We start from the raw sequence: 26,846 nt of genomic DNA, 5'->3' as shown, positions 1-26,846 counted from the left end.
GTGACTGACACTATTGACCCCACCCCCGTGGCTCGTCGGCGAAAACTCGCGCGGGTCACGGGGAGTGTGGGGCCGCTCGGAATCGGAGTGGCCACCCTGTGGCTCTCCGTCATCGTTCTGCTTCCGCTCGCCGCGTTGACCGCCACCGCGTTCGACGAGGGGATCTCCGGATTCTGGGACGCCGTCACCGCACCCGTCGCCTTGGCGTCGTTGCGCGTGACGTTGTTGGTCTCGGTGATCGTGGCATTGATCAACGTCGTGATGGGCACGATCATCGCGTGGGTGCTGGTCCGGGACGACTTCCCGGGCAAGCGCATCGTCAACTCGATGATCGATCTGCCGTTCGCGCTACCGACCATCGTGGCATCGATCGTGCTGCTGTCCCTCTACGGCCCGCAGTCACCGATCGACATCCATCTCAATGCAACTCAGCCCGGACTGATCGTGGCATTGGCCTTCGTGACCTTGCCGTTCGTCGTCCGTTCCGTGCAGCCGGTGCTGATGGAGGTCGACCGCGAAGTCGAGGAAGCCGCTGCGTCGTTGGGAGCTTCCAACTGGACGATCTTTCGCTCGGTTGTTCTCCCGACGTTGGCGCCTGCCGTCATCTCCGGTGCGGGCCTCGCGTTCGCCAGAGCGATCGGTGAATACGGCTCGGTCGTTCTGATCGGCGGCAACATCCCACGCGTGACACAGATGACGTCGCAGTACATTCAGCAGCAGATCGAGATCGATCGTCCGACCAACGCCGCTGCCGTCTCGGTAGCGTTGCTGGCCATCGCATTCGTGACGCTGTTCGTCCTGCGAATCTTCGCATCGCGGGGACAGCGACGTGAGGAGAGTTCCCGATGAACGTGTCCAGAGGATCGAAGATCGGTCTGCGGACCATCGCTCTCGTCTACCTGTTCGTGTTGCTGGTCGTGCCGATCGGTGTGATCCTGACGCGAACGTTCGAGAACGGAATCGGCCCGTTTCTCGAATCGATCACGACACCGGCAGCGATCTCCGCGCTGAATCTTTCGCTGATCATCGTGGCGATCGTGGTCCCGATCAACGTCGTGTTCGGCGTCGTCACTGCTCTGGCACTCGTGCGTGGGCGTTTCCCGGGCCGCGGAGTTCTGCAGTCGGTGGTCGACCTGCCCTTCGCGGTCTCGCCCGTCGTCGTCGGTGTGTCGTTGATTCTTCTGTGGGGTGCCAACGGTTGGTTCGGCGGAATCGAATCGTTGGGGTTCAAGGTCATCTTCGGTTTGCCAGGCATGGTGATCGCGACGATTTTCGTGACGCTGCCCTTCGTCGTCCGGGAAGTCGAACCCGTACTTCACGAGATCGGCGACGAGCAGGAACAAGCAGCCGCGACGCTCGGTGCCTCGGGCTGGCAGACGTTCTGGCGGATCACCTTGCCCGCGATCCGTTGGGGCCTGACATACGGAATCGTGTTGACGGTGGCGCGTTCGCTCGGTGAATTCGGCGCAGTCATCATGGTCTCTTCCGGCTTCCCGGGGGTATCCCAGACACTGACGTTGCTGGTGCACTCGCGATACATCGACGACCACAACACCTTTGGTGCGTATTCGGCGGCAACGCTGCTGATGGGCATCGCCATCATTGTCCTGTTGCTGATGACGCTGCTGGACCGTAAGAGGAGCACCACATGATCACAGTGACCGGGGCCCGCAAGAACTACGGTGATTTCGCGGCGCTCGACGACGTGACGGTCAACATTCCCTCGGGTTCGTTGACGGCATTGCTCGGGCCCAGTGGCTCGGGAAAGTCGACGTTGCTGCGTTCGATCGCAGGGCTCGAAGAACTCGATTCGGGAACCATCACCATCGCAGGCAAGGACGTCACCGGCGTGTCGCCGCAGAAGCGTGACATCGGTTTCGTGTTCCAGCACTACGCGGCGTTCAAGCACATGACCGTGCGGGACAACGTGGCGTTCGGGCTCAAGATCCGCAAGCGCCCGAAGCCGGAGATCGAGAAGAAGGTCAACGAACTACTGGGGATCGTCGGTCTCGACGGCTTTCAGCATCGGTACCCCGCGCAGCTCTCCGGCGGTCAGCGTCAGCGCATGGCGTTGGCACGCGCTCTGGCTGTGGATCCGCAGGTGCTCCTGCTCGACGAGCCCTTCGGCGCGCTCGACGCGAAGGTGCGTGCCGACCTGCGCACGTGGTTGCGTCGCCTGCACGACGAGGTGCACGTCACCACCGTCCTGGTCACCCACGACCAGGAAGAGGCTCTCGACGTCGCCGACCGCATCGCGGTGCTGAACAAGGGGCGGATCGAGCAGATCGGTGAACCTGCCGACCTGTACGACCGCCCGTCCAACGACTTCGTGATGTCCTTCCTCGGATCCGTCGCGAAGCTCAACGGGCAGTTGGTCCGTCCGCATGACATCCGTCTCGGCCGGGATCCGAGCATGGCTCTCGCGCAGGAATCCGGAACGGCCGAGTCGCTCGGCGTCACACGCGCAACAGTCGAGCGCGTCGTGTATCTCGGCTTCGAGGTTCGAGTGGACCTGCGCAACGAGGCAACCGGCGAGCTCTTCTCGGCTCAGGTCACGCGCGGTGACAGTGCAGCGCTGCACCTCGAGGCGGGGGAGACGGTGTACGCGCGTGCTACCCGGGTGCCGGATCTGCCGGAGACCCCGGTGTCGACGCCGGTGCAGGAGCCGGTCACGGTGAGCGTGGTCGGCCAGGTATGACCCGCTCGCCCTGTTTGACCTGTTGTACCCCCACTCCTGTTTGAGCGAACGGCACTTTCGGCCTCCTGATGGCGCCGAAAGTGCCGTTCGCTCAGAGTTGGGGGCCGGGCAACAGCGAGACGAGTTCAGCCCTCTCGGCAGACGAGGACCGGGCATTGGGCGTGGTGGATGAGGCTCTGACTGGTCGAACCGACTATCGACGCCATGAACGGGCTGCGGCCGTGGCTACCGACGACTACGAGTTGGGCTTCCGCCGAGTGCTCGAGCAGTGCCTTCATCGGTCCGCTGCGCTGGACACTGCGGGTGACCTCGACATCGGGGTACTTCTCCGTCCAGCCGGCGAGGCACTCGGACAGCAGTGCATGCTCATGCTGTTCGTACGGTCCCCAGTCGACGAAGCGCCTGGCTTCGGAATACCCGCCCAGCGAGGCGTGCTCGTTCCACGTGTGGACCGCAACCAAAGGTGCGCCGAGGAACGCGGCAAACTCGAAGGCATGCGCGACGGCGAGTTCGCTGAGCTTGCTCCCGTCGACGCCGACGACGATGGGCCTGGTGTCGGCCATCGCGTGATCACCCGTACCGCGGAATACGGCCACGGGACAGTGCGCGCGGTTGACCATCCGAATGGTGTCGGATCCGAGAAACACGGACTGCATTTCGCTGGTGCCGGCCTGACCCAGTGCAACGATGCGAGCCGACTTCGAGAGTTCGACGAGTGTGGTTGCGGGAGTACCGGTCACGAGGCCACGTTCGACGGTGACGTCGGTGTGATCATCGCGGATGGCGTCCTCGGCCTCGTCGAGCAGTTTTGCACCCTCGACGCGAAGGTGGTGGTCGAACATCTCTTCGTCGGTGACGTTTGTACCGCCACCGGACTCGGGTTGTCCTGGCAGCACGTGGGTCAGGCGAAGTGGTTCGTCGAATCTCTTTGCAGCCGAAGCTGCCCACCTCGCGGCGTTGACCGCGCTTGCCGAGCCGTCGATACCGGCCACGATTCCGTGTCGAACAGATGCACTGGTCATGGAAGTCTCCTCGCGTCGCCTCCTTACCAGTGTGTCCCTGCTCACCCCCGGTTCGCTACAAACCGGTCAGCTCCCGTGGTGCGAGAACGTCGGTGGGCACTGCCGCGCGAGATCGACGCGGGCGCAACGACAACAGAGCGGTGATGAATCCGTTACCGGACAGTGTCAGTTCCACGTTCTTCAACACGGTTCGGCGCATCAACGCGAGCAGGGCCGCGACGCCGGTGACGGCCATCCACATAGGCAGCGGGTACAGCGTCAGGCGTTCACCAAGGCCGAAAGTGAGGGTTCGTCCGAGAAGCAGTACGGCACCGACGATTCCGGTAGCCGCGCACAACCCTGACCACACTGCGATCCATTTGCTGTGCTTCCAGAATTGAATTGCCATGAGGACGAGAACGGCATGACGTGCGACGAAGCCGGGAAGTACGGCGGTCCAATGAACGAAGGTCCCGTCGTTCGCCGGGAAGAGGCCGGTGGCCGCGGTGCTCAATGCAACGACGACGGCAAGACCGAGAATCCACTTCTTCGCACGACCGTCCGGAATGTACTTGTGCAGCAAGGCCGCACCGAGGATGGTGAGCGCACCGAGGATCATGAAGGCCGCGTTCATCACGTCGTGCATCGGCGAACATGAATCCACGCTGCATGTCGTCACGCCCAGCGAACTGATGGAGTCGCGCGCGAAGCTGTACGGCGTCTTCCATGCTCCGGCTGTGAAGATTTCGACAAGCAGGTAGAGCACCGACAGGACCCATGCGATGCCGGCTGTGCCGAGGCGAAGATTGTGAGTGATGGTGTTCCCTCTCGCGGCGCTCTGAGGGGATTGCACCCAAAGATCTGTTTCGCAGGCGAAGGAGGTACCTTCGCGAGCTGGACAGATCCAACACTACGGTAACAATCTGATAACGGCCTGTGAAACCGGATCAGGCGGAGCGGACCAGACGGCCGGGTAGTGCATCAGCGACTTGTCGGTAACGGTCGATCATCGTTTCGATCAGTAGAGAGTGCCCACCGATCGTGTCGGCGAAACGCGCGCGCGGACATGCAGTTGCTGCGGCAGCGCTGAGTCGATCGGTCAGTAGGCCGGGAGCCAAGAACCACGGCGCGACGACAACACGTTCGGCGCCGTCCTGCTCGAGTGCGGAGATCGCCTGGGTAACTGTCGGTTCCGCGGATGTCGCGAAACAGATTCGAACGCCCGACCAGTTGGTTCCGCCGAGGAGAGTGGACGCCAATTCTGCGGTCGCGGCATTGGCGCGCGCGTCGGACGAGCCGACTGCCGCAAGAGCGACACCGACCGACGGATCGTCCGGCCGGGCACCCACTTCGAGAATTCGCTCGCGTACTGCCTCGATCAGCCGAGCATCGCGACCCAGCACGTCTGCTTGGAACACGGTCAACTGGGGGTGGCGTGTCGCGGCAGCGGCCAAGAGTCCGGGCAGATCTACCCGGGCGTGGAAGGCATTGCCCAGCAGCATCGGAACAACAACGGCGTGAGTGTGGCCGTCGTGTGCAACTCCGTCCAGGACCTGATCGATGGACGGTGCATTGAGGTCGAGGAACGCCAGCCGGACATCGAGGTCTGGCCGGACTTCACGAAGAGCTGCCACAGCAGCCGCGATCACCCGAGCAGAACGGGGGTCACGGCTGCCGTGCGCAACAGCGATGAGCGGAACCATCGACTTAGACGCGCTCGCCCAATTCGACAGCGGAAATGACGTCGCCCACCAGGCCGGCTGCGAGAGTGTTTCCACCAGCGGGATCGATCAGCAGGAAGCTGCCGGTGTGGCGGTTGACGGCGTAGTCGTCAGCCACGATCGGCTCGGCCACCCGGATCGAGATCTTGCCGATCTCGTTGAGCTCGAGAGTGTCCGGGCCCTGATCCGTGGTGAGGTCCTGCTCGTTGAAGCGTTCCACCAAGCTGCCCACGATGGCCTGCGTCGTTCGCGTGCCGTGCTTGAGCAGCAGACGTGCACCGGGGCGCAGCGACTTCTCGGCCAGCCAGCAGACAGTGGCGTCGAATTCGCCGATCGGCTCGGGTGCGTCGGACGGCGATGCGATGGTGTCGCCGCGTGAGACGTCGACGTCGTCGGCCAGGATCAGCGTGACGCTGCGTCCGGCGTGGGCGACGTCCAGTTCGCCGTCGGCCGTGTCGATACGTGTGACGGTGGTGCGCGTACCCGAGGGCAGGATCACCACTTCGTCGCCGGGCACGACGGAACCGGCAGCGACCTGACCGGCGTAGCCGCGGTAGTCGAGGAACTCTGCGGTGCGGGGGCGGATCACGTACTGCACCGGGAAACGCAGACCGACGCGATGTGGCTCGGCGTCGACCGGAATCGACTCGAGGTGCTCGATCAGCGTGGGGCCGGTGTAGTACGGGGTCTTGTCGGAGCGGATGGCGACGTTGTCACCGTGCAGTGCCGACACCGGGATCTCGACGACGTCTTCGCTTGCCCAGCCAAGTGAGCTGGTGAGTTCGTTGAACTCGGCGGAGATCGAGGTGAAGACCTCTTCGGGGTTCTCGACGAGGTCGATCTTGTTCACGGCGAGAACGAGCTTCGGGACACCGAGCAACGCGAGAACCGCTGCGTGCCTGCGAGTCTGCGCGATGACGCCCTTGCGAGCATCGACCAGCAGGATCACGAGCTGAGCCGTCGAGGCACCGGAGACAGTGTTGCGGGTGTACTGCACGTGGCCCGGTGTATCGGCGAGCACGAAGGTGCGCTTGGGGGTCGCGAAGTAGCGGTACGCCACGTCGATGGTGATGCCCTGCTCACGCTCGGCGCGCAGTCCGTCCACCAGGAGCGAGAGGTCAGGGGTGTCGAGACCGCGGTCCACCGACGCACGGGTCACGGCGTCGATCTGGTCGGCGAGAACGGATTTCGTGTCGTACAACAGGCGGCCCACGAGGGTGGACTTTCCGTCGTCGACGCTGCCGGCAGTTGCCAGTCTGAGCAGATCGCTCATCAGAAGTAGCCCTCTCGCTTGCGGTCTTCCATGGCCGCTTCGGAAACTCGGTCGTCGCCACGGGTCGCGCCGCGCTCGGTCAAACGTGATGCCGCAACCTCGGCGAGGATCGCTTCGTTGTCAGCCGCATCGGAGAGAACAGCACCGGTGGTCGAACCGTCGCCGACGGTGCGGTATCGCACCGAAAGGGTCTGCAGCTCTTCGCCGTCAGCCGGCCCACCCCAGACTCCGGGGGTCATCCACATGCCGTCGCGCTGGTACACCGGACGCTGGTGGGCGTAGTAGATGCTGGCGAGTTCGACGTTGTCGCGAGCGATGTAACGCCAGATGTCCAGTTCGGTGAAGTTGCTGAGCGGGAAGACGCGCACCTGCTCGCCGGGGGAGTGGCGACCGTTGTACAGGTTCCACAGCTCCGGGCGCTGCTTCTTGGGATCCCACTGGCCGAAAGCGTTGCGCAGTGAGAAGATCCGCTCCTTGGCACGTGCCCGCTCCTCGTCGCGGCGAGCGCCACCGAAGACGGCGTCGAAGCGATTCTCCGAGATCGCGTCCAGCAACGGCACGGTCTGCAGAGGATTGCGGATACCGTCGGGACGCTCGGTGAGGCGGCCGTCCGCGATGTACTCCTCGACGCTGGCCACGTGCAGGCGCAGGTTGTACTTGGCCACCACGTGGTCGCGGAAGTCGAGGACTTCCTGCAGGTTGTGGCCGGTGTCGACATGCAGCAGGGTGAACGGCAACGGCGCAGGCCAGAAGGCCTTGATCGCCAGGTGCAGCAGCACGGTGGAGTCCTTACCGCCCGAGAAGAGAATGACCGGGCGTTCGAATTCGCCGGCCACCTCTCGGAAGATGTGGATCGCTTCGGACTCGAGGGCGTCGAGAGTATCGAACTGTGTGCCGTCGAGCTGAGGCCGTGAAGGTGTCAAGTCAACTGTCATGATGCGTGCAACCCGCATTCTGTCTTGGAGGCACCGGCCCAACGACCGCTACGCGGATCGCTGCCGGGGGCTGGCTTGCTGGTGCAGGGTGCGCAGCCGATGGACGGATATCCCTCGTCGACAAGGGGATTGACGAGGATGGAATTGGTGTCGATGTAGTTCTGCATCTCCTCGTCCGACCAGGGAGCGATCGGGTTGATCTTCACGAGTCCGAAGGCTTCGTCGAAGGAGATCAGGGGAGCGTTGGCGCGGGTGGGCGCTTCGACGCGGCGGATGCCGGTCACCCACGCGCTGTACCCGGACAGTGTCTGCTTGAGCGGCGCGACTTTGCGTAGTGCGCAGCAGCGGTTGGGATCACGGGCGAACAGATCCTTGCCCTCGGCGACATCCTGCTCGGCGACGCTTGCCAGCGCACGAGCGTTGATGACGTTGACGCCGTACACCTGCTCGACCGCGTCACGCGTGCCGATGGTTTCGGGGAAGTGGTAGCCGGTGTCGAGGAATAGGACGTCGACGCCCGGATGCACCTGTGCGGCAAGGTGAACCAACACCCCGTCCTGCATGTTCGACGCCACGATGTACGAGTCACCGAACGTGTCCTCGGTCCACTGCAACAGTTCCTGCGCGCTGGCTCCGTCGAGTTCTACTGCACCGCGCTCGGCGATGGACCGAAGCTCGTCGGCAGTTGCTCGCGAAATGTCCACTGTCATCGCAAATCTCCTTCGTCTGCGCGCACTGCCCATTCGGCGAACCGTTCACCTTCGTTGCGGTTCTTGACGAACTGACGTACGACGCGGTCGATGTAGTCACCCATCTCGACGCTGGTGACCTTGTGCTGGCGCAGCTTGCGTCCGAAGGCGCTGTCGAATCCGAGGCTGCCTCCCAGGTGAACCTGGAAACCCTCGACTTGATTCCCCTCACCGTCGTCGACGAGCTGGCCCTTGAAGCCGATGTCGGCGATCTGCGAGCGAGCGCAGGAGTTGGGGCAACCGTTGATGTTGATGGTGATCGGCACGTCGAGCTGGCTGTTGATGTCGGCGAGACGCTGCTCGAGTTCGGGCACGAGCACCTGCGAACGCTTGCGGGTCTCGGCGAACGAGAGCTTGCAGAACTCGATGCCGGAGCAGGCCATCAGGTTCTTGCGCCAGTGTGACGGTCGGGCGGGAAGGCCCAGCGCGTCGAGATCGGCGATGAGCGGCTCGAGCGTCTCGTCGGCGACGTCGAGGATGATCAGCTTCTGGTACGGAGTGAAGCGGATCCGGTCGCTGCCGGCCTTCTCCGCGGCGTCGGCGACCTGAGCCAGGATGTCTCCCGAGACGCGGCCGGCGATCGGAGCGAAACCGACTGCGTTGTGGCCGTTGCGGGTCTTCTGGATGCCGACGTGATCGATCGGGCGCTTGGGCTTCTCGGGCGCGGGGCCGTCGATGAGCGGGCGCTCGAGGTACTCGGTCTCGAGAACCTCGCGGAACTTCTCGATACCCCAGTCCTTGACGAGGAACTTGAGCCTGGCCTTCGCGCGCAGACGGCGGTAGCCGTAGTCACGGAAGATCGAGACGACGCCCTCCCAGACATCGGGGACCTCGTCGAGCGGAATCCAGGCGCCGACGCGCTGCGCCAGCATGGGGTTGGTGGACAGTCCGCCGCCGACCCAGAGGTCGAGGCCCGGGCCGTGCTCGGGGTGGTTCACGCCGATGAAGGCGATGTCGTTGATCTCGTGAACGACGTCCTGCTGGCCGGAGATGGCGGTCTTGAACTTGCGCGGCAGGTTGGAGTACTTGGGGTCGCCGATGTAGCGGCGAACGATCTCGTCGATCGCCGGGGTGGGATCGAGGACCTCGTCGAGCGATTCGCCGGCCAGGGGAGAACCGAGGACGACGCGGGGGCAGTCACCGCACGCTTCGGTGGTCTTGAGTCCGACGGCTTCGAGGCGCTTCCAGATCTCCGGAACGTTCTCGACTTCGATCCAGTGGAACTGGACGTTTTCGCGGTCGGACAGGTCGGCGGTGTTCCGGCCGAATTCCTTCGAGATGCCGGCGATGGTGCGCAGCTGCTCGACGTTGAGAGCGCCGGCGTCGCAACGCACGCGCATCATGAAGTACTTGGCCTCGAGCAGGTCGATGTTCTCGTCGCCGGTGAAGGTGCCGTCGTAGCCTTCTTCGCGCTGGGTGTAGAGACCCCACCAGCGGAAGCGGCCGCGAAGGTCGCCCTTGTCGATGCTGTCGAAGCCCTGCTTGGAGTAGATGTTCTCGATGCGGGCCCGAACGTTGAGCGGGTTGTCGTCCTTCTTGGCCTGCTCGTTGGCGTTGAGAGGCTCGCGGTAACCGAGGGCCCACTGACCTTCGGCGCGACGCTTGGCGGGACGCGCAGCGCGTGCAGGCCGGGCTTCGGCAGCTGCCGAATCGGCGGGTGTGGCGGCGTCGGTGGTCGACGTCATCGATGAACTCCTGGATCTGGGCGGTTGATCGGCACGCGGCACGCACTATCGATGAACTGTGGCGGTGTCTGATCGGGACGCACCGGTCCGTGTCGGAAATCGAGGGGGCTGTCCTCGGTCTCGGAAAGCTCGCGGCCGGCAGGTGTGCTCACGAAAACGAACAGCTGGAGAAGCTGCGTCCCTGAAAAGGCATTTCTCTGCAGAGAGTGTTTCGGTGAAGCAGATGGAGATGAGCGGGAAAGGCTGGAAGATCAGTGAAAGATCAACAGCTACACAGGTGCAGACACGACGAGCTGCACACACGCTTGAAGTCGACATGGCGACGCGCCACAAGTCGCACTCCGAGTCCGGTCATGCGGACCATTGTGCCACGTCAACTCGATAATTCCGACTCGGGTGCGTATTTCCACGAAAAACGGGGGAAATATCGAGTTCAAGCCGTACGCCGACCTGCATCGCAGGCTGAATAGGTGTGCGTTCCGGATGCTGGGACACTGGAGGCGTGAATGCCACCAGCACGACTCCCACTCGACAGAGCGAGGCGACGCCCTTCGCCTTGCCCGCGCGATCGCTCGAGGGTGTCGGGAAACGGCCGTTCGGGATCTACATCCACGTCCCGTTCTGTGCCACCAGGTGTGGGTACTGCGATTTCAACACCTACACGGCCGGAGAGCTCGGAACTTCCGCCTCGCCGCAGTCGTGGTTGGAAGGTCTGCGGCGCGAACTCGATCTCGCGGCCGAGATGACGGGCGCCCCGGCGGCGGAGACCGTGTTCGTGGGCGGTGGAACGCCGTCGCTGCTCGGTGGTGACGGATTGGCCGACGTGCTGTCGGCGGTGCGGAGCAGCTTCGGCCTGGCGTCCGGCGCCGAAGTAACCACGGAATCGAACCCCGAATCGACGTCGCCGGAGTTCTTCGGTGCTCTCCGCAGTGCCGGATTCACCCGGATTTCCCTCGGCATGCAGTCGGCCGCCCAGCACGTTCTGAAGATCCTCGACCGCACGCACACCCCCGGTCGCGCTGTCGCTGCCGCGAAAGAGGCTCGCGCAGCTGGTTTTTCGCACGTGAATCTCGATTTGATCTATGGAACCCCGGGGGAGCGCGATCAAGACCTGGACGCCTCACTCGATGCGGTCCTTTCCGCCGATGTCGATCACGTCTCGGCCTACGCGTTGATTGTCGAGGACGGCACCGCCATGGCTCGCAAGGTCAGGCGCGGCGAGCTGCCCGCCCCGGACGACGACGTGCTGGCCTCGCGGTACGAACGAATCGATTCACGCCTGTCCGAGGCAGGCTTGCGGTGGTACGAGGTCTCCAACTGGGCAAAGGCGGAAACCGCGGACTCCGGTGACACCCGGTGTCGTCACAACCTCGGCTACTGGGACGGCGGTGACTGGTGGGGTGCCGGTCCGGGCGCGCACAGCCACGTCGGCGGAGTGCGGTGGTGGAACGTCAAGCACCCGGCGCGGTACGCGGAACAGTTGGCGCTCGGCGAACTTCCCGTCGGCGGCAGCGAAGAACTGACCGCCGAGGACGAACACATGGAGCGCGTCATGCTGACCGCACGGTTGCGTACGGGACTTCCGTTGTCGGAACTGTCTGCATCCGAACGTCTTTCGGCCGAACAGGTGGTAGTCGACGGGTTGGCCGTGATGGAGAACGATCACGTGGTTCTCACCGACCGTGGTCGCCTGCTCGCCGATGCGGTGATTCGCACGATCCTGACCTGACGCGCCACCATCCTTCGCCGCGTAATGTGGCCGTGGTGGCCATCATTCATCGTGCGCAGCTGAATCCGTCCAAGAACGACCTGCTCCGAGCGTGGGTGCCCAAGCAGCCGTGGCTCGGGTCGGTCGACTGTTCGACGCTCGAACGCGTCGACGCCTATCGTTTCGACGACCCGGACGGTGAGGTCGGAATCGAGACGCACCTGATGCGCTCTGCCGACGGTCGAATTCTTCAGGTCCCGCTCACTTATCGTGGTGCTCCGCTGGACGGGGCGGACGCCGCACTGATCGCGACCATGGATCATTCGGTACTCGGCGAACGGTGGGTGTACGACGCATGCTGTGATCCGGTCTACGTCAGCGCGGTGGCGACCGCGATTCTGACCGGTGGGGCCGGAGTCGAACTGGTCTTCGCGGACACCGCCGATCGCATCCCCGTGACGGCTCACGTAGTAGGCAGCGGTACGGCCGGCGCTTCCGTACCGGCAGTCGAATCCGTGACCTGCTCGACAGTCGGCACCGACACGATCATCAGCGCGGGAGATCTGGAATTGACCGTGGTGAGAGTGATCGACGCAGATCGAGTGTCGGGCTCGGCGACGCTCACCGGAACCTGGCCGGGGCAAACGACACCTGCGTTGCTCGTGACTATCGCCTGAGCGTCAGCGGACTCCCTCGATGACACCGGGCATCGCGTCGAAGTCGAAGACACGCGCGTGCAGCACGACGCGGTTTCGCAGGGCCGAACGAACCGCTCGGTGCAGACCGTCCTCGAGGTAGAGAGTGCCGCGCCACTGCACTGCGTGCGGGAACAGATCGCCGTAGAAGGTCGAGTCCTCCGACAGCAGGCGATCGAGTTCGAGGACCTTCGTGGTGGTCACGATCTCGTCGAGTCGAACCTGACGTGGAGGGAACTTCGACCAGTCGCGTAGAGACAGTCCGTGATCGGGATACGGTTTGCCGTCCATCACGCCTTTGAAGATCATGTGCCGCCTTGTCCATGGTTGTGCGATCGACCTTTCGCCGATCTCACTCCACAGTAAGGGCAACAGCCGTCTCTGGCGCTCGGGCGATTAGACTGCCAGTGGAAACCGATGTGTAAATGTCGGTGTTCGTTCTTTTCAGGAAACGGAGGTGGCAACGATGTCGAGTACCGACGACAGGCGTTTCGAGGTCTTACGTGCAATCGTGGCCGATTACGTCTCCACCCAGGACCCGGTGGGATCCAAGGCACTGGTCGAGCGTCACAACCTCGGAGTGTCGAGCGCCACTGTGCGCAACGACATGGCATTCCTCGAGGCCGAGGGCTACATCGCCCAACCGCACACCAGTTCCGGCCGCGTCCCCACCGACAAGGGATACCGCGAATTCGTCGATCGCATCGCCGACGTCAAGCCCATGTCCGGGCCCGAGCGTCGAGCGATCCTCGAGTTCTTGGAGTCGGGTGTCGATCTCGACGACGTTCTGCGCCGCGGTGTGCGACTGCTCGCGCAACTGACCCGTCAGGTCGCGGTTGTCCAGTACCCGTCGCTGTCCGCGTCGTCGGTTCGCCACCTCGAGGTGGTCGCGTTGACGCCGGCGCGCCTGCTTCTCGTTCTCATCACCGATTCCGGCCGCGTCGATCAGCGAATCGTCGAACTCGGAGACGTCCTCGAAGACGAAGACCTTTCCCGGTTGCGCACGCTTCTCGGCGGAGCACTGGAAGGCAAGCGCCTGGCCGCCGCGTCGATTGCCGTGGCGGAACTGGCCGACGAGTCTCCGGCCGACCTTCGCGACGCCGTGATCCGCTCGGCAACGGTTCTGGTCGAGACCCTGGTCGAACATCCGGAAGATCGTCTCGTTCTGGGCGGAACCTCGAATCTCACGCGCAACGCCGCCGATTTCTCCGGTCTGGCCGGCTTCCCCGGTTCGCTGCGCGCAGTGCTCGAAGCACTGGAAGAGCAGGTAGTGGTCCTCAAACTGCTCGCTGCGACGCAGAACTCCGGCACGGTCACCGTTCAGATCGGTGAAGAGACGCAGGTCGAACAGATGCGCGGAACCTCCGTGATTTCGACTGGCTACGGCGCGGCCGGTACCGTTTTCGGTGGTGTCGGTGTGCTCGGACCCACTCGGATGGACTATCCGGGAACAATTGCATCGGTTGCCGCCGTTGCCAGATACATCGGCGAAGTTCTCTCCGAGCGATGACGGACGTCGACATTCGTCGGCACGCCTCCTCGCGAGGACTGAGGAAAACCTAGAAGTAAGAGAAGGACGAGAGACTCAACGTGGCACGGGATTACTACGGATTGCTCGGCGTCGACAAGAACGCGACAGACCAGGAGCTCAAGCGCGCTTACCGCAAGCTGGCACGCGAACTGCACCCGGACGTCAACCCTGACGAGGCGGCGCAGGCCAAGTTCAAGGAGATCTCGACGGCCTACGAGGTCCTGACCGACCCGGAGAAGCGTCGCATCGTCGATCTCGGCGGAGACCCGCTCGAGTCCGGTGGTGGCGGCGGTGGTGGCTTCGGCGGCGGATTCGGTGGCGGCGGCCTCGGCGACGTCTTCGAAGCATTCTTCGGCGGCGGTGGCGGCGCAGGTCGTGGGCCGCGCGGTCGCGTTCAGCCCGGAGCCGACTCGTTGCTTCGCACCAAGCTGACCCTCGCAGAATGTGCGACGGGAGTCAGCAAGCACGTGACCGTCGAGACGGCCATTCTGTGCGACAGCTGCACCGGAGCCGGAACCAACGGCGACTCCAAGCCTGTCCGCTGTGAGACCTGCAACGGTGCCGGCGAAGTTCAATCCATCCAGCGCTCGTTCCTCGGTCAGGTCATGACCTCGCGTCCCTGCCCGACGTGCCGCGGTGCCGGTGAGACCATCCCGGATCCCTGCCACAAGTGTGGCGGCGACGGCCGAGTTCGGGCCAAGCGTGACATCACCGTGAAGGTTCCCGCGGGCGTCGCCGGTGGCATGCGCATCCGTTTGACCGCGCAGGGTGAAGTGGGCCCGGGCGGCGGACACCCCGGCGACCTCTACGTCGAGATCGTCGAGCAGCAGCACGATGTCTTCGTTCGAGACGGTGAAGACCTGCACTGCACGATCCGCGTTCCGATGGTCGACGCAGCGCTCGGTACGACTGTCACCGTCGACACCATCATCGACGGCCCCAAGGAAATCACCATCGAGCCAGGCACCCAGCCCGGACACGTTGCTGTTCTTCGCGGTCATGGCATGCCGAAACTGCGGTCGGGAGTGCGCGGCGACGTGCACGCTCACCTCGAGGTGGTCATCCCGAGCCGTCTCGATCACAAGCAGTCCAAGCTGCTCAAGGAATTCAAGCTGCTCCGCGATCGTGACGAGGCCGAGGTTGTCTCGACGGCCTCGCAGAACAGCGGTGGATTGTTCTCGCGTCTTCGCGAAGCATTCAGCGGCCGCTGACGGTGGCCGCAACGGTCTTCTTTCTCGACCCGGTTCCCGGCGTCGGTGAAATCGCAGTTCTGGACGGACAGGAGGGTCGCCACGCGGCCACTGTCCGCCGGATCGGCGTCGGCGAGCGATTGGTGTTGGCCGACGGCCGTGGCCGGGTAGCCGACGCCGAGGTGACGAGCGTCGGCAAGGACCGCCTGGAACTGTTGGTCAGTGACGTTCAGGTTCTCGAGCAGCCCAAGCCGTTGGTGACCCTCGTTCAGGCACTTCCCAAGGCCGAGCGTTCCGAGTTGGCCGTCGAACTGGCGACCGAGGCGGGGATCGACGCGGTGATCCCGTGGCAGTCCTTGCGGTGTGTCGCCAAGTGGGAGGGCCCCAAGCTCGCCAAGGGCGTCGCACGCTGGCGAAGTGCGGCAGTGTCTGCGGCAAAGCAGTCCAGACGCGCGTTCGTCCCGGAAATTGCGGAACTGCACAAGACGCCGGCGGTGATCGCGTTGGTTCGTGACGCCGTTGCCCGTGGCGCTGTGGTTGCGGTGCTTCACGAATCGGCGACGACGCCGTTGGCCGGTTTGCCGCTGGCGAGCGCGGACGAGGTATTTCTGGTTGTCGGTCCCGAAGGTGGGCTGGACGATTCGGAGATCAGCGCGTTGTCGGAGGCCGGGGCCACTCCGGTGCTTCTCGGCCCGACGGTCCTGCGCACGTCGACCGCCGGGGCTGTTGCTCTGGGCGCGATCGGAGTGCTGACCGATCGCTGGGGACCACGGCCACTGCACTGATCTTGTTGTGATCCCGAGCTGAATCGGATCCGGCGCTCAGCGAAGTGTCAGATTTGCGCACTATCGTAAAGACGTCGGGGGTCGCCTTCGGCGTGAGTTGGTTCGGGGATTTCAGGAGGCCAGATGTCGTCACGTGCGCATATGCGAATCGTTGGAGCGGTGTGTGCCGCGGCGGCGTTGATGCTCGTCGCGGGGTGCACGGTCTCCACCGGAGACAACACGGGTTCCTCCAGCAGCGCCGTCACCACTACTCCGACCAGCGAGGCGCTCGTCACCGTCACACCGGCGGACGGCGGAACTCCGGTGAGTCCACTCGACCCCATCGAGGTCCAGGTCGCGAAGGGAACACTGACGACCGTCGCGCTGACCAATCCCGAGGGTAAGGAAGTCGCCGGTATCACCACGCCGGACAAGACGTCCTGGAAACCGAGCGAACCACTCGGATACGGCAAGACCTACAAGCTGGTCGTCGACGCCGTCGACGCGAACGGTGTTGCCACGACCAAGAACACGACGCTGACCACCGTCGCGCCGAGTAACCAGACCCGGGCGTATATCAACACCACCGGTGGCGCCTCGATATCGGACGGTGGCACGTACGGTGTCGGCACCGTCGTCGCCGTTCATTTCGACGAGTTGATCGGTGACAAGGCCGCGGCCGAGAAGTCTCTGCTGGTCACAACCGATCCGCCCGTACAGGGATCGTGGTACTGGGTCGACGGTCAGAACGTTCACTGGCGACCGCAGAACTACTACGCACCAGGCACGACGGTCTCGGTGAACGCGAACATCTACGGCAAGCAGCTCGGCAACGGACTGTACGGCCAGCAGGACGACACCGTGTCCTTCAAGATCGGCGACTCCCACGTCTCGGTCGCCGACGACAACACCAAGATGGTGACCGTCTACGAAAACGGTCAGGTGATCAAGGAAATGCCGACCTCGATGGGAATGGGCGGCACCGAGACGATCGGCGGCACGACGCTCTCGTTCTGGACCCAGCCCGGCACGTACACCGTGATGGACAAGGCCAACCCCGTCATCATGGATTCGTCGACCTACGGTCTGCCGATCAACTCGCGCCTGGGCTACAAGGAATCCATCAACTGGGCCACCCGCATCAGCACCGACGGTATCTATCTTCACGAGTTGGAGAGCACCGTCTGGGCGCAGGGAAACACCGACACCTCGCACGGTTGCCTCAATCTCAGTGCGGCCAATGCCAAATGGTTCTTCGATTTCTCGCAGCCGGGAGATGTCGTCGAGATCAAGAACACCGGCGGCGCTCCGCTGGAGGTGTGGCAGAACGGCGACTGGACCCTTTCCTGGGCAGACTGGGCCGCAGGCAGCGCCCTCGCCTGAGATAGATTTCCTCGGTGCCTCGATTCAAGATTCCGTACGGCCGACACGAGCAGCAGTTCGGGCATCTCTACGTTCCCGACGGAGTCGCTGATGGCCCGATCCCGGTCGTCATGCAGATCCACGGCGGCTTCTGGAGCGGGCAGTACGGATTGACTCTGGGCACCGCATTTGCCGTCGAACTCGCGCGGCACGGCGTCGCGGTGTGGAACATCGAATACCGCCGTCTCGGGGCGGGCGGTGGTTGGCCGGAGATGTCCGCCGACGTGAAAACGGCGTACGACGAAATCCCCGGACTGGTTGCCGCGAAGTCCTCGGCCGAATTGGATCTGAATCAGATTCGCTTGCTCGGGCATTCGGCCGGAGGACATCTTGCAGTGTGGCTGGCGGGGGAGAAGGACACGTTCACCCGGCCTGAACGGGTCATCGCACAGGCGGCCGCACTCGATCTGGCGTCGGCAGGCGAGCGTGGACGACGGATCAGCTTCATCGAGGATCTGTTCGGCGTTCCGTTCGACGCGGACCCGGATCTGTATCGCAGTGCGTCGCCGCAGCATCGATTGCCGATCGGCGTCCCCGTTGTGTGCGTCACGGGTGCGGACGATCTGCAGGTGCCGGCCAAGGTGAGCTCCCGGTACGCGAAAGCCGCGGAAGCGGCTGGTGATCCCGTGGCACTGCGTGTGATCGAGGGCGAAGGACACGACGCATTTCTCTCACCCTCGACCGAGTCGTGGCGGGTCTCCCGCGAGTTGGTTCTCGCCGAAGACCCGCTGGCTCCGGGCACGTCAGACTGACGCGGGGTCTACTTCCACAGGGGCCTTCTTGCCCGGCAGGATGAACGCCACGACAACTGCCCCCACGAACAGTGCAAGACCGCCCGCCCAACTGGCCGCCGAAATCGCGTCGGCGTAGGCACTGCCTGCGGCGTCGAGCAACGGCCCTGCCTGAGCTGCAGCCAACGGGTTGCCTGCCATCTCTTCGGCGACCAACGAAGCGCCGCCGACGGATTCGCCCGACACCTCCATCGCGTACGCGGCCTGTTGCGCAAGTTCGCCCGTCAACTGCGGAACCTGCATTCCATCGATGAATCCGGCAATCGAATCCTTGTAGCTCGCAGCGAGGATCGAGCCGAGGATCGCGATACCCAGCGAGCCGCCGAGTTCGATGGCGGTGTCGTTGAGGCCACCCGCAGCACCGAGATCGTCCTCGGAGAAGTTGTCCATGATGGCGTCGGTGGCCGGCGGTTCGCTGAGACCGATGCCCAGGCCGAGCAGGATCAGTGGGACTGCGAACATCCAGTAGCCCGAATCGCCGTCGACCTGCGTGAGAATCAGAACGCCGATCGCGGCGACCACCATGCCGCCGACGATGGACGCCCGGACGCCGATCAGCGGAGTGATCCGCCCACTGACAACGGCGCCGATCGAAACGGCAATTGCCAAGGGCAGCAAACGAACACCGGTTTCGAGTGCGCCGTAGCCGAGGATGAACTGGAACTGCTGTGAGATGAAGTAGATGGCGCCGAAGGCGGCCAGGAACAGCAGAAGTACGGCGAGCGTCGCGCCGCCGACCATGCGCTGGCCGAGCTTACGGACGTCGAGCAGTGGCTGCGGGTGACGCAGTTCCCAGACGACGAACGAGACGAGGCCGATCGCAGCGAGTACCGCGGCACCGATGGGTCCGCCGGTCCACCCGAAGTGGAATCCGTTGATGATCGAGTACACGAGCGAGCCGATGGTGACCACCGAGAGTGCGCCGCCGATCCAGTCGATCCGGCCCAGGTGCTCGGCCTTGCTCGGCGGCACCAGAATTACGGCGGCGACGGCAGCGACTGCGGCGATCGGGACGTTGATCAGGAAAGTGATGCTCCAGGAATGACTGTCGAGAATCCATCCGGCCAACAGCGGACCGAGTGCAATCGCGAGACCCGACGTCGCCGCCCACGCCGCGATGGCGCGTGATCGCTCCGCTTTGGGAAAGGTAGCGACCAGAAGCGAAAGCGTCGCGGGCATGATGATCGCGGCGCCGACGCCCATGATCATTCGTGCCGCGATGACGGCGTTGGTGGTGTCCGCGATGCTGCCGAAGACGGCGCCGCCGGCGAACACGGCGAGTCCGGCGAGAAGTGCGCCGCGGCGACTGTACTTGTCACCGATCACGCCGAACAGCAGCATCAATGCGGCGTAGGGAACGGTGTAGCCGTCGATGACCCATTGAAGTTGCGTGCTGGTGAGGCCGAGGTCTCTGGTCATGTCCGGCGCCGCGACGATCAGCGCGGTATTCGCCATCACGACGATCAGCAGACTCAGGCACAACACCCCGAGCGCGGCCCACCGCCGTGAGTACGGCTGGTCCATCTCCGAGACAGGTTTGCTCATGAGTGTCGTCATGACGCGACTCCGTTCCTGATGATCGAAGACACTCCTCGATCTATTTGCACACTGATGTGTAAGTTAATAACTTGCACACCGATGTGCAACTATGATTGACCTAGATCACAGTTGGGCAGTCGAAAGAGGTGGAACGCGCGTTGACGCATTCGGGCACAGTCGTTTCGGGAACTGCCGAATCGGGCGGACGGCAGCGTCGTAGTCAGGCCGCGGCCAATCGCAATCGCATCATCGAGGCGGCGATCACGGCGTTCGCTGCTGATCCGGATGCGAGCATGGACGATGTCGCAAAGGCTGCCGGTGTGGTCAGGCGAACCGTGTACGCGCATTTCGACAGCCGAGAGGCGCTGATCAACGGCATCGTGGACGAGGCGTCGACCGATCTCGTAGCTGCGCTGAGCCAAGCCGGCGAGCCGCCCGAGCGCCCGGATCTGGCGACTGCCGTACTGGCATTGCTGTCATGGCCGGTCGGTGATCGCTTCCGGATGCTGCTCAGCTTTGCTCGCAAAGAGTTGGGGGAGCAGCGGATTCTCGATCTGATGGAGCCCGCGCGTGCCGTGAGTATCAGCGTCGTCGAGCGCGGTCAGCGTGACGGAACCTTCTCGAAATACCTGCCGGCCGAGACTCTGGTAGCGATGACCGAGGCGATCACGATCACTTTGTTCGATCAGGCCAACAGTGGGCTCATCACGGACTCGGGCGAATCCTTTGCCGCCGTGTGCCTGGTCATCGCGGGTATCAGTCCGGACAGAAGCTCCGAGATCGTCGCCGAAGCGTCGGAGTGGATCCGCGAATCGCTGCCGTCCGGTCGCCGCGAGGATTAGGCCGGGACGATTAACAAGTGGGCCGTGTCCGACTCTGGCGCTAGACTTCGAAGTATCGAGGCTCACGAGTCGAGTGGGCTGATCGGACCAGAAAGCAGGCCATATTCACCACGTGAGTGAACACAGTGAACTCGACGGGAACCGTGTAACCACCATCACCGAGCGCGCTCTGCCCGCAGAGCGCACCGTCCGTTCGAGTATGGATCTGGCGCCGGAGACCGTGCGTCAAATCCTGGGGGCGACGGACGAGAATCTCACCGCGATAGAACGTGAGCTTCGTGCCGACATTCATGTACGTGGCGGAACCATCTCCTTGTCGGGGACGGCTGCAGACGTGGCGCTGGCAGAACGTGTGTTCAGTGAATTGGCGTCGCTGGCCGGTCGGGGGCAGCCCATTGCCCCGGACGCTGTTCGACGAACCATCGGCATGCTCACCAACGAGGTCGGCGAGTCTCCGGCCGAGGTGCTCTCCCTGGACATTCTTTCGCGTCGGGGCAAGACGATTCGGCCGAAGACCCTCAACCAGAAACGCTACGTCGACGCCATCGACGAGAACACCATCGTGTTTGGAGTCGGCCCGGCCGGTACCGGCAAGACCTACCTCGCCATGGCCAAGGCCGTTCAGGCGTTGCAGGCCAAGCAGATCTCTCGGATCATCTTGACCAGGCCGGCAGTCGAGGCCGGCGAGCGACTGGGCTTTCTGCCCGGCACGCTGCACGAGAAGATCGATCCGTATCTCCGCCCGCTGCACGACGCATTGCACGACATGATGGATCCCGAGGCGATTCCGAAGTTGATGCAGGCCGGAGTCATCGAGGTCGCTCCGCTCGCCTACATGCGTGGCCGGACGCTCAACGACGCCTTCATCATCTTGGACGAAGCGCAGAACACCACGGCCGAGCAGATGAAGATGTTCCTGACCCGCCTCGGGTTCGGTTCCAAGATCGTGGTCACCGGAGACGTGACCCAGGTCGATCTGCCGGGCGGGGCCCGTTCGGGTCTGCGCGCGGCATCCGAAATCCTCACCGGGATCGACGATATTCATTTCGCCACTCTCGACAGCAGCGACGTCGTACGTCATCGGCTGGTCTCTCACATCGTCGACGCTTACGAGCGTCACGAATCGGATCGGTCCGGCGAGTTGGCGGTCGGAAACCGGGCGCAGCGCCGCGCTGCACATGCTCATTCACCGCGACGGTAGGCTGAGCGACGCATCAACCCCTACTTTTCCCAGGAAAGAGCGTCGCACATGAGCATCGAGGTCTCGAACGAATCGGGCATGGACATCTCCGAACCGGAGTTGATCAGCGTTGCCCGTTTCGTGATCGCTCGGATGGATGTCCATCCGGCGGCCGAGCTGTCGATGGTTCTCGTCGACTCCGCGACGATGGCGGATCTGCACGTTCGCTGGATGGACCTGCCGGGTCCGACCGACGTCATGTCGTTCCCGATGGACGAACTCGAGCCGGGTGGCCGTCCCGATTCCCCCGAGCCGGGGCCGTCGATGCTCGGCGACATCGTGCTGTGTCCGTCTTTTGCCGCGGATCAGGCTGACAAGGCCGGGCATTCACTGGCTCACGAACTTGCCCTCCTGACCGTCCACGGTGTGTTGCACCTTCTCGGCTACGACCATGCGGAGCCGGAAGAGGAGAAGGAGATGTTCGGCTTGCAGAACAGCCTCCTCGAAGAGTGGTACGAAGACCTTCGCCGTATCGACCGCGAAGCAGCACTGGCCGAACGCGATCAGAAGCTGCTCGGTAAGACCGGTTTCGTCGACGGAGTGGACCGATAACAGTTATCCGGGGGTTCTGTAGTGAGTAGCGCCATAGCGCTCTTTGTTCTGGCGATTGCTCTTGTCCCGGTCGGTGGTGTCTTCGCGGCCGTCGACTCGGCGCTCAACACCATTTCGTCGGCGCGGATCGACGAGATGGCAAAGGAAGAGCGAGCCGGCGCCGCGCGAGTGCAACGCATCCTGACCGATCGTCCGCGATACGTGAATCTGATGGTCCTGCTTCGCATTTTGTGCGAGATCACGGCCACCGTCGTACTCGTGGGCGGCCTGATCGACGTCCTCTCGCTGGGCTGGGCACTGACCGTCACCGCGGTGATCATGGTTCTCGTCTCGTACGTGGTCATCGGCGTCGGACCGAGAACGCTTGGGCGCCAACATGCGTACTCCATCGCGATGGCCGCGTCGCTGCCACTGCTGTGGATCGGGGTTCTGCTCGGGCCGATCAGTCGCGTCCTGATCCTCGTGGGTAACGCATTGACCCCGGGTAAGGGCTTCCGCAACGGCCCGTTCGCGTCGGAAATCGAGTTGCGTGAACTCGTGGACATGGCGCAGGAACGCGGCGTCGTGGCCGACGAAGAACGCCGAATGATCCAGTCCGTCTTCGAACTCGGAGACACGTCGGCGCGCGAGGTGATGGTGCCCCGCACCGACATGGTGTGGATCGAGAACGACAAGAATGCCGGGCAGGCAACGTCGTTGGCCGTCCGCAGTGGTCACTCGCGCCTGCCGGTCATCGGGGAGAACGTCGACGACGTGCTCGGTGTCGTCTACCTCAAGGATCTGGTCAAGCAGACCTACCACCTGCCCGACGGCGGCCGGAACGTCAACGTCTGCGACGTCATGCGGCCCGCCGTCTTCGTTCCCGACTCGAAGCCGCTCGACAGCTTGCTGGCCGAGATGCAGCGCGACCGCAACCACATGGCGATACTCGTCGACGAGTACGGCGGAATCGCCGGGCTCGTCACGATCGAGGACGTCATCGAAGAGATCGTCGGTGAGATCGCCGACGAGTACGACGAGGACGAGACGCCGCCCATCGAGGATCTCGGTGACGGAATGTTCCGCGTATCCGCGAGACTTCCCATCGAAGACCTCGGTGAATTGTTCGATCTCGAACTCGAACTCGACGAGGTGGAGACCGTCGGCGGGCTGATCGGATACGTACTCGGCCGAGTGCCACTTCCCGGTTCCGAAGTGGAGTACGACGGTTTGATCCTGCGCGGCGAGGGAACCAATACGGGCCGAGGCCGGGTACGCATCAGCACGGTGTTCGTGCAGCGCATCCCGCCGTCGGAAGACGAAGAGACAGAAGACACCGATGACTGAGCGAGAGTTCAGCGAGGAGCAGTTATGAGCAAGAACGAATTCCGGTCAGGCTTCGTGTGTTTCGTGGGTCGACCCAATACGGGCAAGTCCACGCTGACCAACGCGTTGGTCGGCAGCAAGATCGCGATCACGTCCTCGCGCCCGCAGACGACGCGCCACACGATTCGCGGCATCGTTCACCGCGAGCATGCGCAGCTCATCCTGGTGGACACCCCTGGACTGCACAAGCCCCGCACTTTGCTCGGGCAGCGCCTCAATGACCTGGTTCGCGACACGTACTCCGAGGTCGACGTCATCTGCCTGTGCATCCCGGCCGACGAGGCCATCGGGCCCGGAGACCGCTGGATCGTGCAGCAGGTCCGTCAGATGGCGCCCAAGACCAAGCTGGTCGGCATCGTGACCAAGATCGACAAGGTCAGCCGCGACGCCGTCGGAAAGCAGTTGCTCGCGCTGTCCACCCTGCTCGGCCCCGAATCCGAGGTCGTTCCGGTGTCCGCGAAGTCGGGTGAACAGGTCGAGATCCTGGTCGACGTCCTCGCCGGTCTGATGGACGAGGGCCCGGCCTTCTACCCGGACGGGGAACTGACGGACGAGCCCGAAGAGGTGCTCATGGCCGAACTGATCCGTGAGGCTGCGCTCGAGGGGCTCGGCGAAGAATTGCCGCACTCCCTGGCTGTGGTGATCGAGGAGGTCATCCCGCGCGAGGGACGCACCGAGAAGCAGGGCGAGATGCTCGACGTGCATGCGTTGCTCTACGTCGAGCGGCCCAGTCAGAAGGGCATCGTCATCGGTAAGGGCGGAGCGCGTCTGCGGGAAGTCGGTACCAGTGCGCGCCTGCAGATCGAGAAGCTGCTCGGTGTGCGGATCTTCCTGGAGCTGCACGTCAAGGTCGCCAAGGACTGGCAGCGCGACCCGAAGCAGCTCGGCCGGCTGGGCTTCTAGGGCCGGAGGACCCTGAGGATCGCCGCGCCGATGTCCTGCTCGTCGACGCCGGTGGCCAGGCGTCGGAGTTGGAGGCCGGTGATGACGGCGACGAGCGTCGATGCAATCGACTCCGGATCAGGTACACCGAGTGCCGTCAGAATCGTGACGGTCAAATCGTCGTAGGCGGCGAAGCATTCGACGGCGACTTCGTGGAGTTCGTGGTCGCGCCCGGCGGCGATGTACATCTCGAACGGCGCGATCCGCTCGGCCGAGAACGAAAGATCTCGCGTCACCTTTTCGGCTATTGCCGCGGCGTCCTCGACGCTCAGACCTTTGTCGCGGTACTCCTCGGCCAAGGCGCGCAGGCGCGTCGTCTCGTCTGTCACGAAACGAGACAGAGCAGCGCGGAGCATGTCCGACTGGCTGGCGAAGTGATACGTGATCGATCCGAGTGAGACGCCGGCCTGCGCGGCGATGCGCCGGTTGCTCACACCCGGGATGCCGTCGGTACCGACGACGTGCAGAACGGCGTCGAGTATTCGCGCGCGGACGTCCCGGTTACTCATCGAGTCACCACCACGGCTCGGGGCGGACCTGATCCCAACGCAGGACCGATTCCAATTGTGAAGCGAGGGAGACCAACAGAGGTTCGGTGTTCTCGTTGCCCATCAACTGCGCACCGATGGGAAGGCCGGTGTTGCTGAATCCGGCCGGTACGTTGACCGAGGGCCAGCCGAGGACGTTCCACGGCCACGCGTACGGGCAGGCGCCGGTCATGACCTTGTCTGTGTCCCAGCCACCGATGCCGTCGATCGCGGTCGCCATGATCGGTGGAGTTGCCGTCGTGGGTGCCAGGACGACGTCGTAGGTGTCGAAGATCGCTCCGATCCGCTTTCGCATCCGTGGCTCGGCCGCGCGGGCCGCGCGCAGAGGTGCGCCGCGAAGTAGCTTGCCGTTCTGGGCATTTCCGCGTGTTCTGGCATCGACCAGTGTCGGGTCGGGAACGCGTCCGAGCCAGTCGTGGACCCCGACGAGTGAGCGGGGCAGAAAGTTCAGGCCGAAGATCAGGCCGTATGCGGGATCGTCGACGACGACGTGGTGTCCGAGCTCCCGCAGCGTGTCGGCGATCGAATGCACGGCCAGGCGCACTTCCGGGTCCAGCTTCACGGGAGTGGCGGTGAACGGATTGCGAAGGGAAAGCGCGATTTTCAGTTTTCCGGGGTCGCGTCCCACCGCGTCGCTGACGGTGACCGGTGTCGGCTTGTGGAGATCGCCGTCATGGTTGCCGGCAGCGACGTCGAGCAGCAGTGCCGCGTCGGCGACGGTGCGAGCGAGCGGTCCGTTGACCGTCAGGCCGTAGAACGCTTCGGCGTCGGGCCAGGTTGAGATGCGCCCGCGCTGCGGTTTGATTCCGACGAGGTTGGTCCAGGCCGCGGGGATTCGGATGGAACCGGCTCCGTCGGAACCGATTCCGGCGCTGACCAATCCGGCGGCGACGGCCGCGGCGGTGCCGCCCGACGATCCGCCTGGAGTGTGGTGACGCGACCACGGATTGCGCGTGTAACCGAAGGCTGAACCGCTCGTGAGCGGCCACTGGCCCAATTCCGGGCTGTTGGTCTTGCCCACGATCACTGCGCCGGCGTCGCGGAGGCGTCGAATCATCTCCGAGTCCTCGGTCTTGGCCGGGAAATCGCCAGGGCAACCGAAGGCCGTGGGTTCGCCGGTGATGTCGACGTCGTCCTTCACTGCGATCGGCACACCGAGTAGCGGCAGACGCTCGCCGAGTGCGAGACGTCTGTCGGCCTCGGCAGCTTCCTCGAGTGCCTTCTCTCGCCGCACGATCTTGAACGCATTGAGGTGAGGCTGAGTGGCCTCGATCCGGCTCAGCGTTGCCTCGGTGGCCGCGACGGACGAGGTGGCGCCCGAGGCCAGACTCGCAACCTGGTCGACAAGACCGGGGGCGAGATCGTGGTCGGTTCGAGAAGTCATCAGGTTCCCTTCGCAAAACTGTTCGTTCGAACGAACAGTAACTTGTTTCAGTATTAGTGAACTTCGGTTTCGCGTCAAGATCGCGTCAAGACGCCAGGTCGGTGCGTAAGCGGATCGTCAGAGACGCGGAATCGGCCTTTCCGGAGGTCGAAGCTGAGAGAGCGCATCCGGTCGAGGGCGACCGCGCGTCATGGCTGCGATGCACAGCAGCACGGCAAAAGATTTCGAAGAGGGAAGCTCATGGCCGATCTGGCCTACGTTGCTCTGATTC

At 63.8% G+C, this 26,846-nt stretch carries 26 protein-coding genes; 15 read left to right on the top strand and 11 right to left on the bottom strand.

What is annotated here, in order from left to right:
- Genes cysT through ACBG85_RS17685 form a run of 3 tightly spaced genes read left to right on the top strand, consistent with a single transcriptional unit; the run spans window position 1 to window position 2,698 of the window.
- On the top strand, window positions 1–849 hold the full coding sequence (gene cysT / locus ACBG85_RS17695) for a sulfate ABC transporter permease subunit CysT (RefSeq protein ID WP_030536617.1): 849 nt from the start codon (window positions 1–3) through the stop codon (window positions 847–849).
- Window positions 846–1,652 (top strand): sulfate ABC transporter permease subunit CysW, encoded by an 807-nt coding sequence (gene cysW / locus ACBG85_RS17690; protein ID WP_003944503.1) that lies wholly within the window; start codon window positions 846–848, stop codon window positions 1,650–1,652. Before cysT ends, cysW begins: the two co-directional genes overlap by 4 nt.
- Window positions 1,649–2,698 (top strand): sulfate/molybdate ABC transporter ATP-binding protein, encoded by a 1,050-nt coding sequence (locus ACBG85_RS17685; RefSeq protein ID WP_007731046.1) that lies wholly within the window; start codon window positions 1,649–1,651, stop codon window positions 2,696–2,698. The genes cysW and ACBG85_RS17685 overlap by 4 nt, the downstream gene beginning before the upstream one ends.
- A 125-nt stretch (window positions 2,699–2,823) precedes the next feature.
- Here the strand turns inward: ACBG85_RS17685 and ACBG85_RS17680 are convergent, their stop codons facing one another.
- The 7 genes from ACBG85_RS17680 to ACBG85_RS17650 form a co-directional block, all read right to left on the bottom strand.
- Window positions 2,824–3,720: a universal stress protein gene (locus ACBG85_RS17680; protein WP_372024176.1), complete on the bottom strand. Its 897-nt coding sequence runs from the start codon at window positions 3,718–3,720 to the stop codon at window positions 2,824–2,826.
- Window positions 3,721–3,775: 55 nt separating this feature from the next.
- Window positions 3,776–4,552 carry a DUF998 domain-containing protein gene (locus ACBG85_RS17675; protein ID WP_030536614.1) on the bottom strand — a complete coding sequence of 259 codons (777 nt, stop codon included), beginning with the start codon at window positions 4,550–4,552 and terminating at the stop codon, window positions 3,776–3,778.
- A 94-nt stretch (window positions 4,553–4,646) separates the two neighbouring features.
- A complete protein-coding gene (locus tag ACBG85_RS17670) occupies window positions 4,647–5,402 on the bottom strand; it encodes a sirohydrochlorin chelatase (protein ID WP_054782398.1) in 756 nt (251 codons plus the stop codon).
- A gap of 4 nt (window positions 5,403–5,406) precedes the next feature.
- A complete protein-coding gene (locus ACBG85_RS17665; RefSeq protein ID WP_020969973.1) occupies window positions 5,407–6,693 on the bottom strand; it encodes a sulfate adenylyltransferase subunit 1 in 1,287 nt (428 codons plus the stop codon).
- A complete protein-coding gene (cysD, locus tag ACBG85_RS17660) occupies window positions 6,693–7,628 on the bottom strand; it encodes a sulfate adenylyltransferase subunit CysD (protein ID WP_007731054.1) in 936 nt (311 codons plus the stop codon). Before cysD ends, ACBG85_RS17665 begins: the two co-directional genes overlap by 1 nt.
- A complete protein-coding gene (locus ACBG85_RS17655; RefSeq protein WP_042924073.1) occupies window positions 7,625–8,338 on the bottom strand; it encodes a phosphoadenylyl-sulfate reductase in 714 nt (237 codons plus the stop codon). The genes cysD and ACBG85_RS17655 overlap by 4 nt, the downstream gene beginning before the upstream one ends.
- Entirely contained in the window at window positions 8,335–10,062 is a 1,728-nt protein-coding gene (locus ACBG85_RS17650) for a nitrite/sulfite reductase (RefSeq protein ID WP_125051439.1), read from the bottom strand. The genes ACBG85_RS17655 and ACBG85_RS17650 overlap by 4 nt, the downstream gene beginning before the upstream one ends.
- A 502-nt stretch (window positions 10,063–10,564) precedes the next feature.
- Between ACBG85_RS17650 and hemW the strand changes: the two genes are divergently transcribed.
- On the top strand, window positions 10,565–11,791 hold the full coding sequence (hemW, locus tag ACBG85_RS17645; protein WP_372024173.1) for a radical SAM family heme chaperone HemW: 1,227 nt from the start codon (window positions 10,565–10,567) through the stop codon (window positions 11,789–11,791).
- A 35-nt stretch (window positions 11,792–11,826) separates the two neighbouring features.
- Window positions 11,827–12,447, top strand: coding sequence for a hypothetical protein (locus ACBG85_RS17640; RefSeq protein ID WP_372024171.1), 621 nt, complete (start codon window positions 11,827–11,829; stop codon window positions 12,445–12,447).
- A 3-nt stretch (window positions 12,448–12,450) separates the two neighbouring features.
- Here ACBG85_RS17640 and ACBG85_RS17635 read toward each other — a convergent pair whose 3' ends face one another.
- Window positions 12,451–12,774, bottom strand: a complete 324-nt coding sequence (locus tag ACBG85_RS17635; protein ID WP_003944521.1) for a type II toxin-antitoxin system VapB family antitoxin — start codon at window positions 12,772–12,774, stop codon at window positions 12,451–12,453.
- A 157-nt stretch (window positions 12,775–12,931) separates the two neighbouring features.
- Between ACBG85_RS17635 and hrcA the strand changes: the two genes are divergently transcribed.
- The 5 genes from hrcA (at window position 12,932) to ACBG85_RS17610 (ending at window position 18,124) form a co-directional block, all read left to right on the top strand.
- Entirely contained in the window at window positions 12,932–13,975 is a 1,044-nt protein-coding gene (hrcA, locus tag ACBG85_RS17630) for a heat-inducible transcriptional repressor HrcA (RefSeq protein ID WP_003944583.1), read from the top strand.
- Between the two features lie 80 nt (window positions 13,976–14,055).
- The gene (gene dnaJ, locus ACBG85_RS17625) at window positions 14,056–15,207 is read left to right on the top strand and encodes a molecular chaperone DnaJ (RefSeq protein ID WP_003944460.1); all 1,152 of its coding nucleotides are present in this window, start codon (window positions 14,056–14,058) and stop codon (window positions 15,205–15,207) included.
- Between the two features lie 2 nt (window positions 15,208–15,209).
- The gene (locus ACBG85_RS17620) at window positions 15,210–15,971 is read left to right on the top strand and encodes a 16S rRNA (uracil(1498)-N(3))-methyltransferase (protein ID WP_003944495.1); all 762 of its coding nucleotides are present in this window, start codon (window positions 15,210–15,212) and stop codon (window positions 15,969–15,971) included.
- A gap of 123 nt (window positions 15,972–16,094) precedes the next feature.
- Window positions 16,095–17,333 carry an Ig-like domain-containing protein gene (locus ACBG85_RS17615; RefSeq protein ID WP_372024168.1) on the top strand — a complete coding sequence of 413 codons (1,239 nt, stop codon included), beginning with the start codon at window positions 16,095–16,097 and terminating at the stop codon, window positions 17,331–17,333.
- A gap of 14 nt (window positions 17,334–17,347) precedes the next feature.
- Window positions 17,348–18,124: an alpha/beta hydrolase family protein gene (locus ACBG85_RS17610; RefSeq protein WP_372024167.1), complete on the top strand. Its 777-nt coding sequence runs from the start codon at window positions 17,348–17,350 to the stop codon at window positions 18,122–18,124.
- Here ACBG85_RS17610 and ACBG85_RS17605 read toward each other — a convergent pair.
- Window positions 18,116–19,720 carry an MFS transporter gene (locus ACBG85_RS17605; RefSeq protein WP_054187677.1) on the bottom strand — a complete coding sequence of 535 codons (1,605 nt, stop codon included), beginning with the start codon at window positions 19,718–19,720 and terminating at the stop codon, window positions 18,116–18,118. The two genes, ACBG85_RS17610 and ACBG85_RS17605, sit on opposite strands and share 9 nt — an antisense overlap.
- A 128-nt stretch (window positions 19,721–19,848) precedes the next feature.
- Between ACBG85_RS17605 and ACBG85_RS17600 the strand changes: the two genes are divergently transcribed.
- The 5 genes from ACBG85_RS17600 to era all read left to right on the top strand — a co-directional run bounded on the left by ACBG85_RS17600 (window position 19,849) and on the right by era (window position 24,604).
- Complete coding sequence (locus ACBG85_RS17600; protein WP_007731067.1) at window positions 19,849–20,544, top strand: TetR/AcrR family transcriptional regulator; 696 nt, start codon at window positions 19,849–19,851, stop codon at window positions 20,542–20,544.
- Window positions 20,545–20,656: 112 nt separating this feature from the next.
- Window positions 20,657–21,745 carry a PhoH family protein gene (locus ACBG85_RS17595; protein WP_372024165.1) on the top strand — a complete coding sequence of 363 codons (1,089 nt, stop codon included), beginning with the start codon at window positions 20,657–20,659 and terminating at the stop codon, window positions 21,743–21,745.
- A gap of 48 nt (window positions 21,746–21,793) precedes the next feature.
- Complete coding sequence (gene ybeY, locus ACBG85_RS17590; RefSeq protein WP_003944525.1) at window positions 21,794–22,336, top strand: rRNA maturation RNase YbeY; 543 nt, start codon at window positions 21,794–21,796, stop codon at window positions 22,334–22,336.
- A 21-nt stretch (window positions 22,337–22,357) separates the two neighbouring features.
- Complete coding sequence (locus ACBG85_RS17585; RefSeq protein ID WP_003944509.1) at window positions 22,358–23,662, top strand: hemolysin family protein; 1,305 nt, start codon at window positions 22,358–22,360, stop codon at window positions 23,660–23,662.
- A gap of 24 nt (window positions 23,663–23,686) precedes the next feature.
- Entirely contained in the window at window positions 23,687–24,604 is a 918-nt protein-coding gene (gene era, locus ACBG85_RS17580; RefSeq protein WP_003944451.1) for a GTPase Era, read from the top strand.
- Here era and ACBG85_RS17575 read toward each other — a convergent pair.
- Both ACBG85_RS17575 and ACBG85_RS17570 read right to left on the bottom strand, forming a co-directional pair.
- Complete coding sequence (locus ACBG85_RS17575) at window positions 24,601–25,152, bottom strand: TetR/AcrR family transcriptional regulator (RefSeq protein WP_003944561.1); 552 nt, start codon at window positions 25,150–25,152, stop codon at window positions 24,601–24,603. The genes era and ACBG85_RS17575 overlap by 4 nt on opposite strands.
- 4 nt (window positions 25,153–25,156) lie before the next feature.
- Window positions 25,157–26,575 (bottom strand): amidase, encoded by a 1,419-nt coding sequence (locus ACBG85_RS17570; RefSeq protein WP_058039412.1) that lies wholly within the window; start codon window positions 26,573–26,575, stop codon window positions 25,157–25,159.
- Window positions 26,576–26,846: the final 271 nt, after the last annotated feature.

Source organism: Rhodococcus sp. NyZ502 (genome assembly GCF_041464245.1).
GTDB lineage: Bacteria > Actinomycetota > Actinomycetes > Mycobacteriales > Mycobacteriaceae > Rhodococcus_F > Rhodococcus_F qingshengii.
This window is presented reverse-complemented; position numbering and strand designations above follow the sequence as displayed.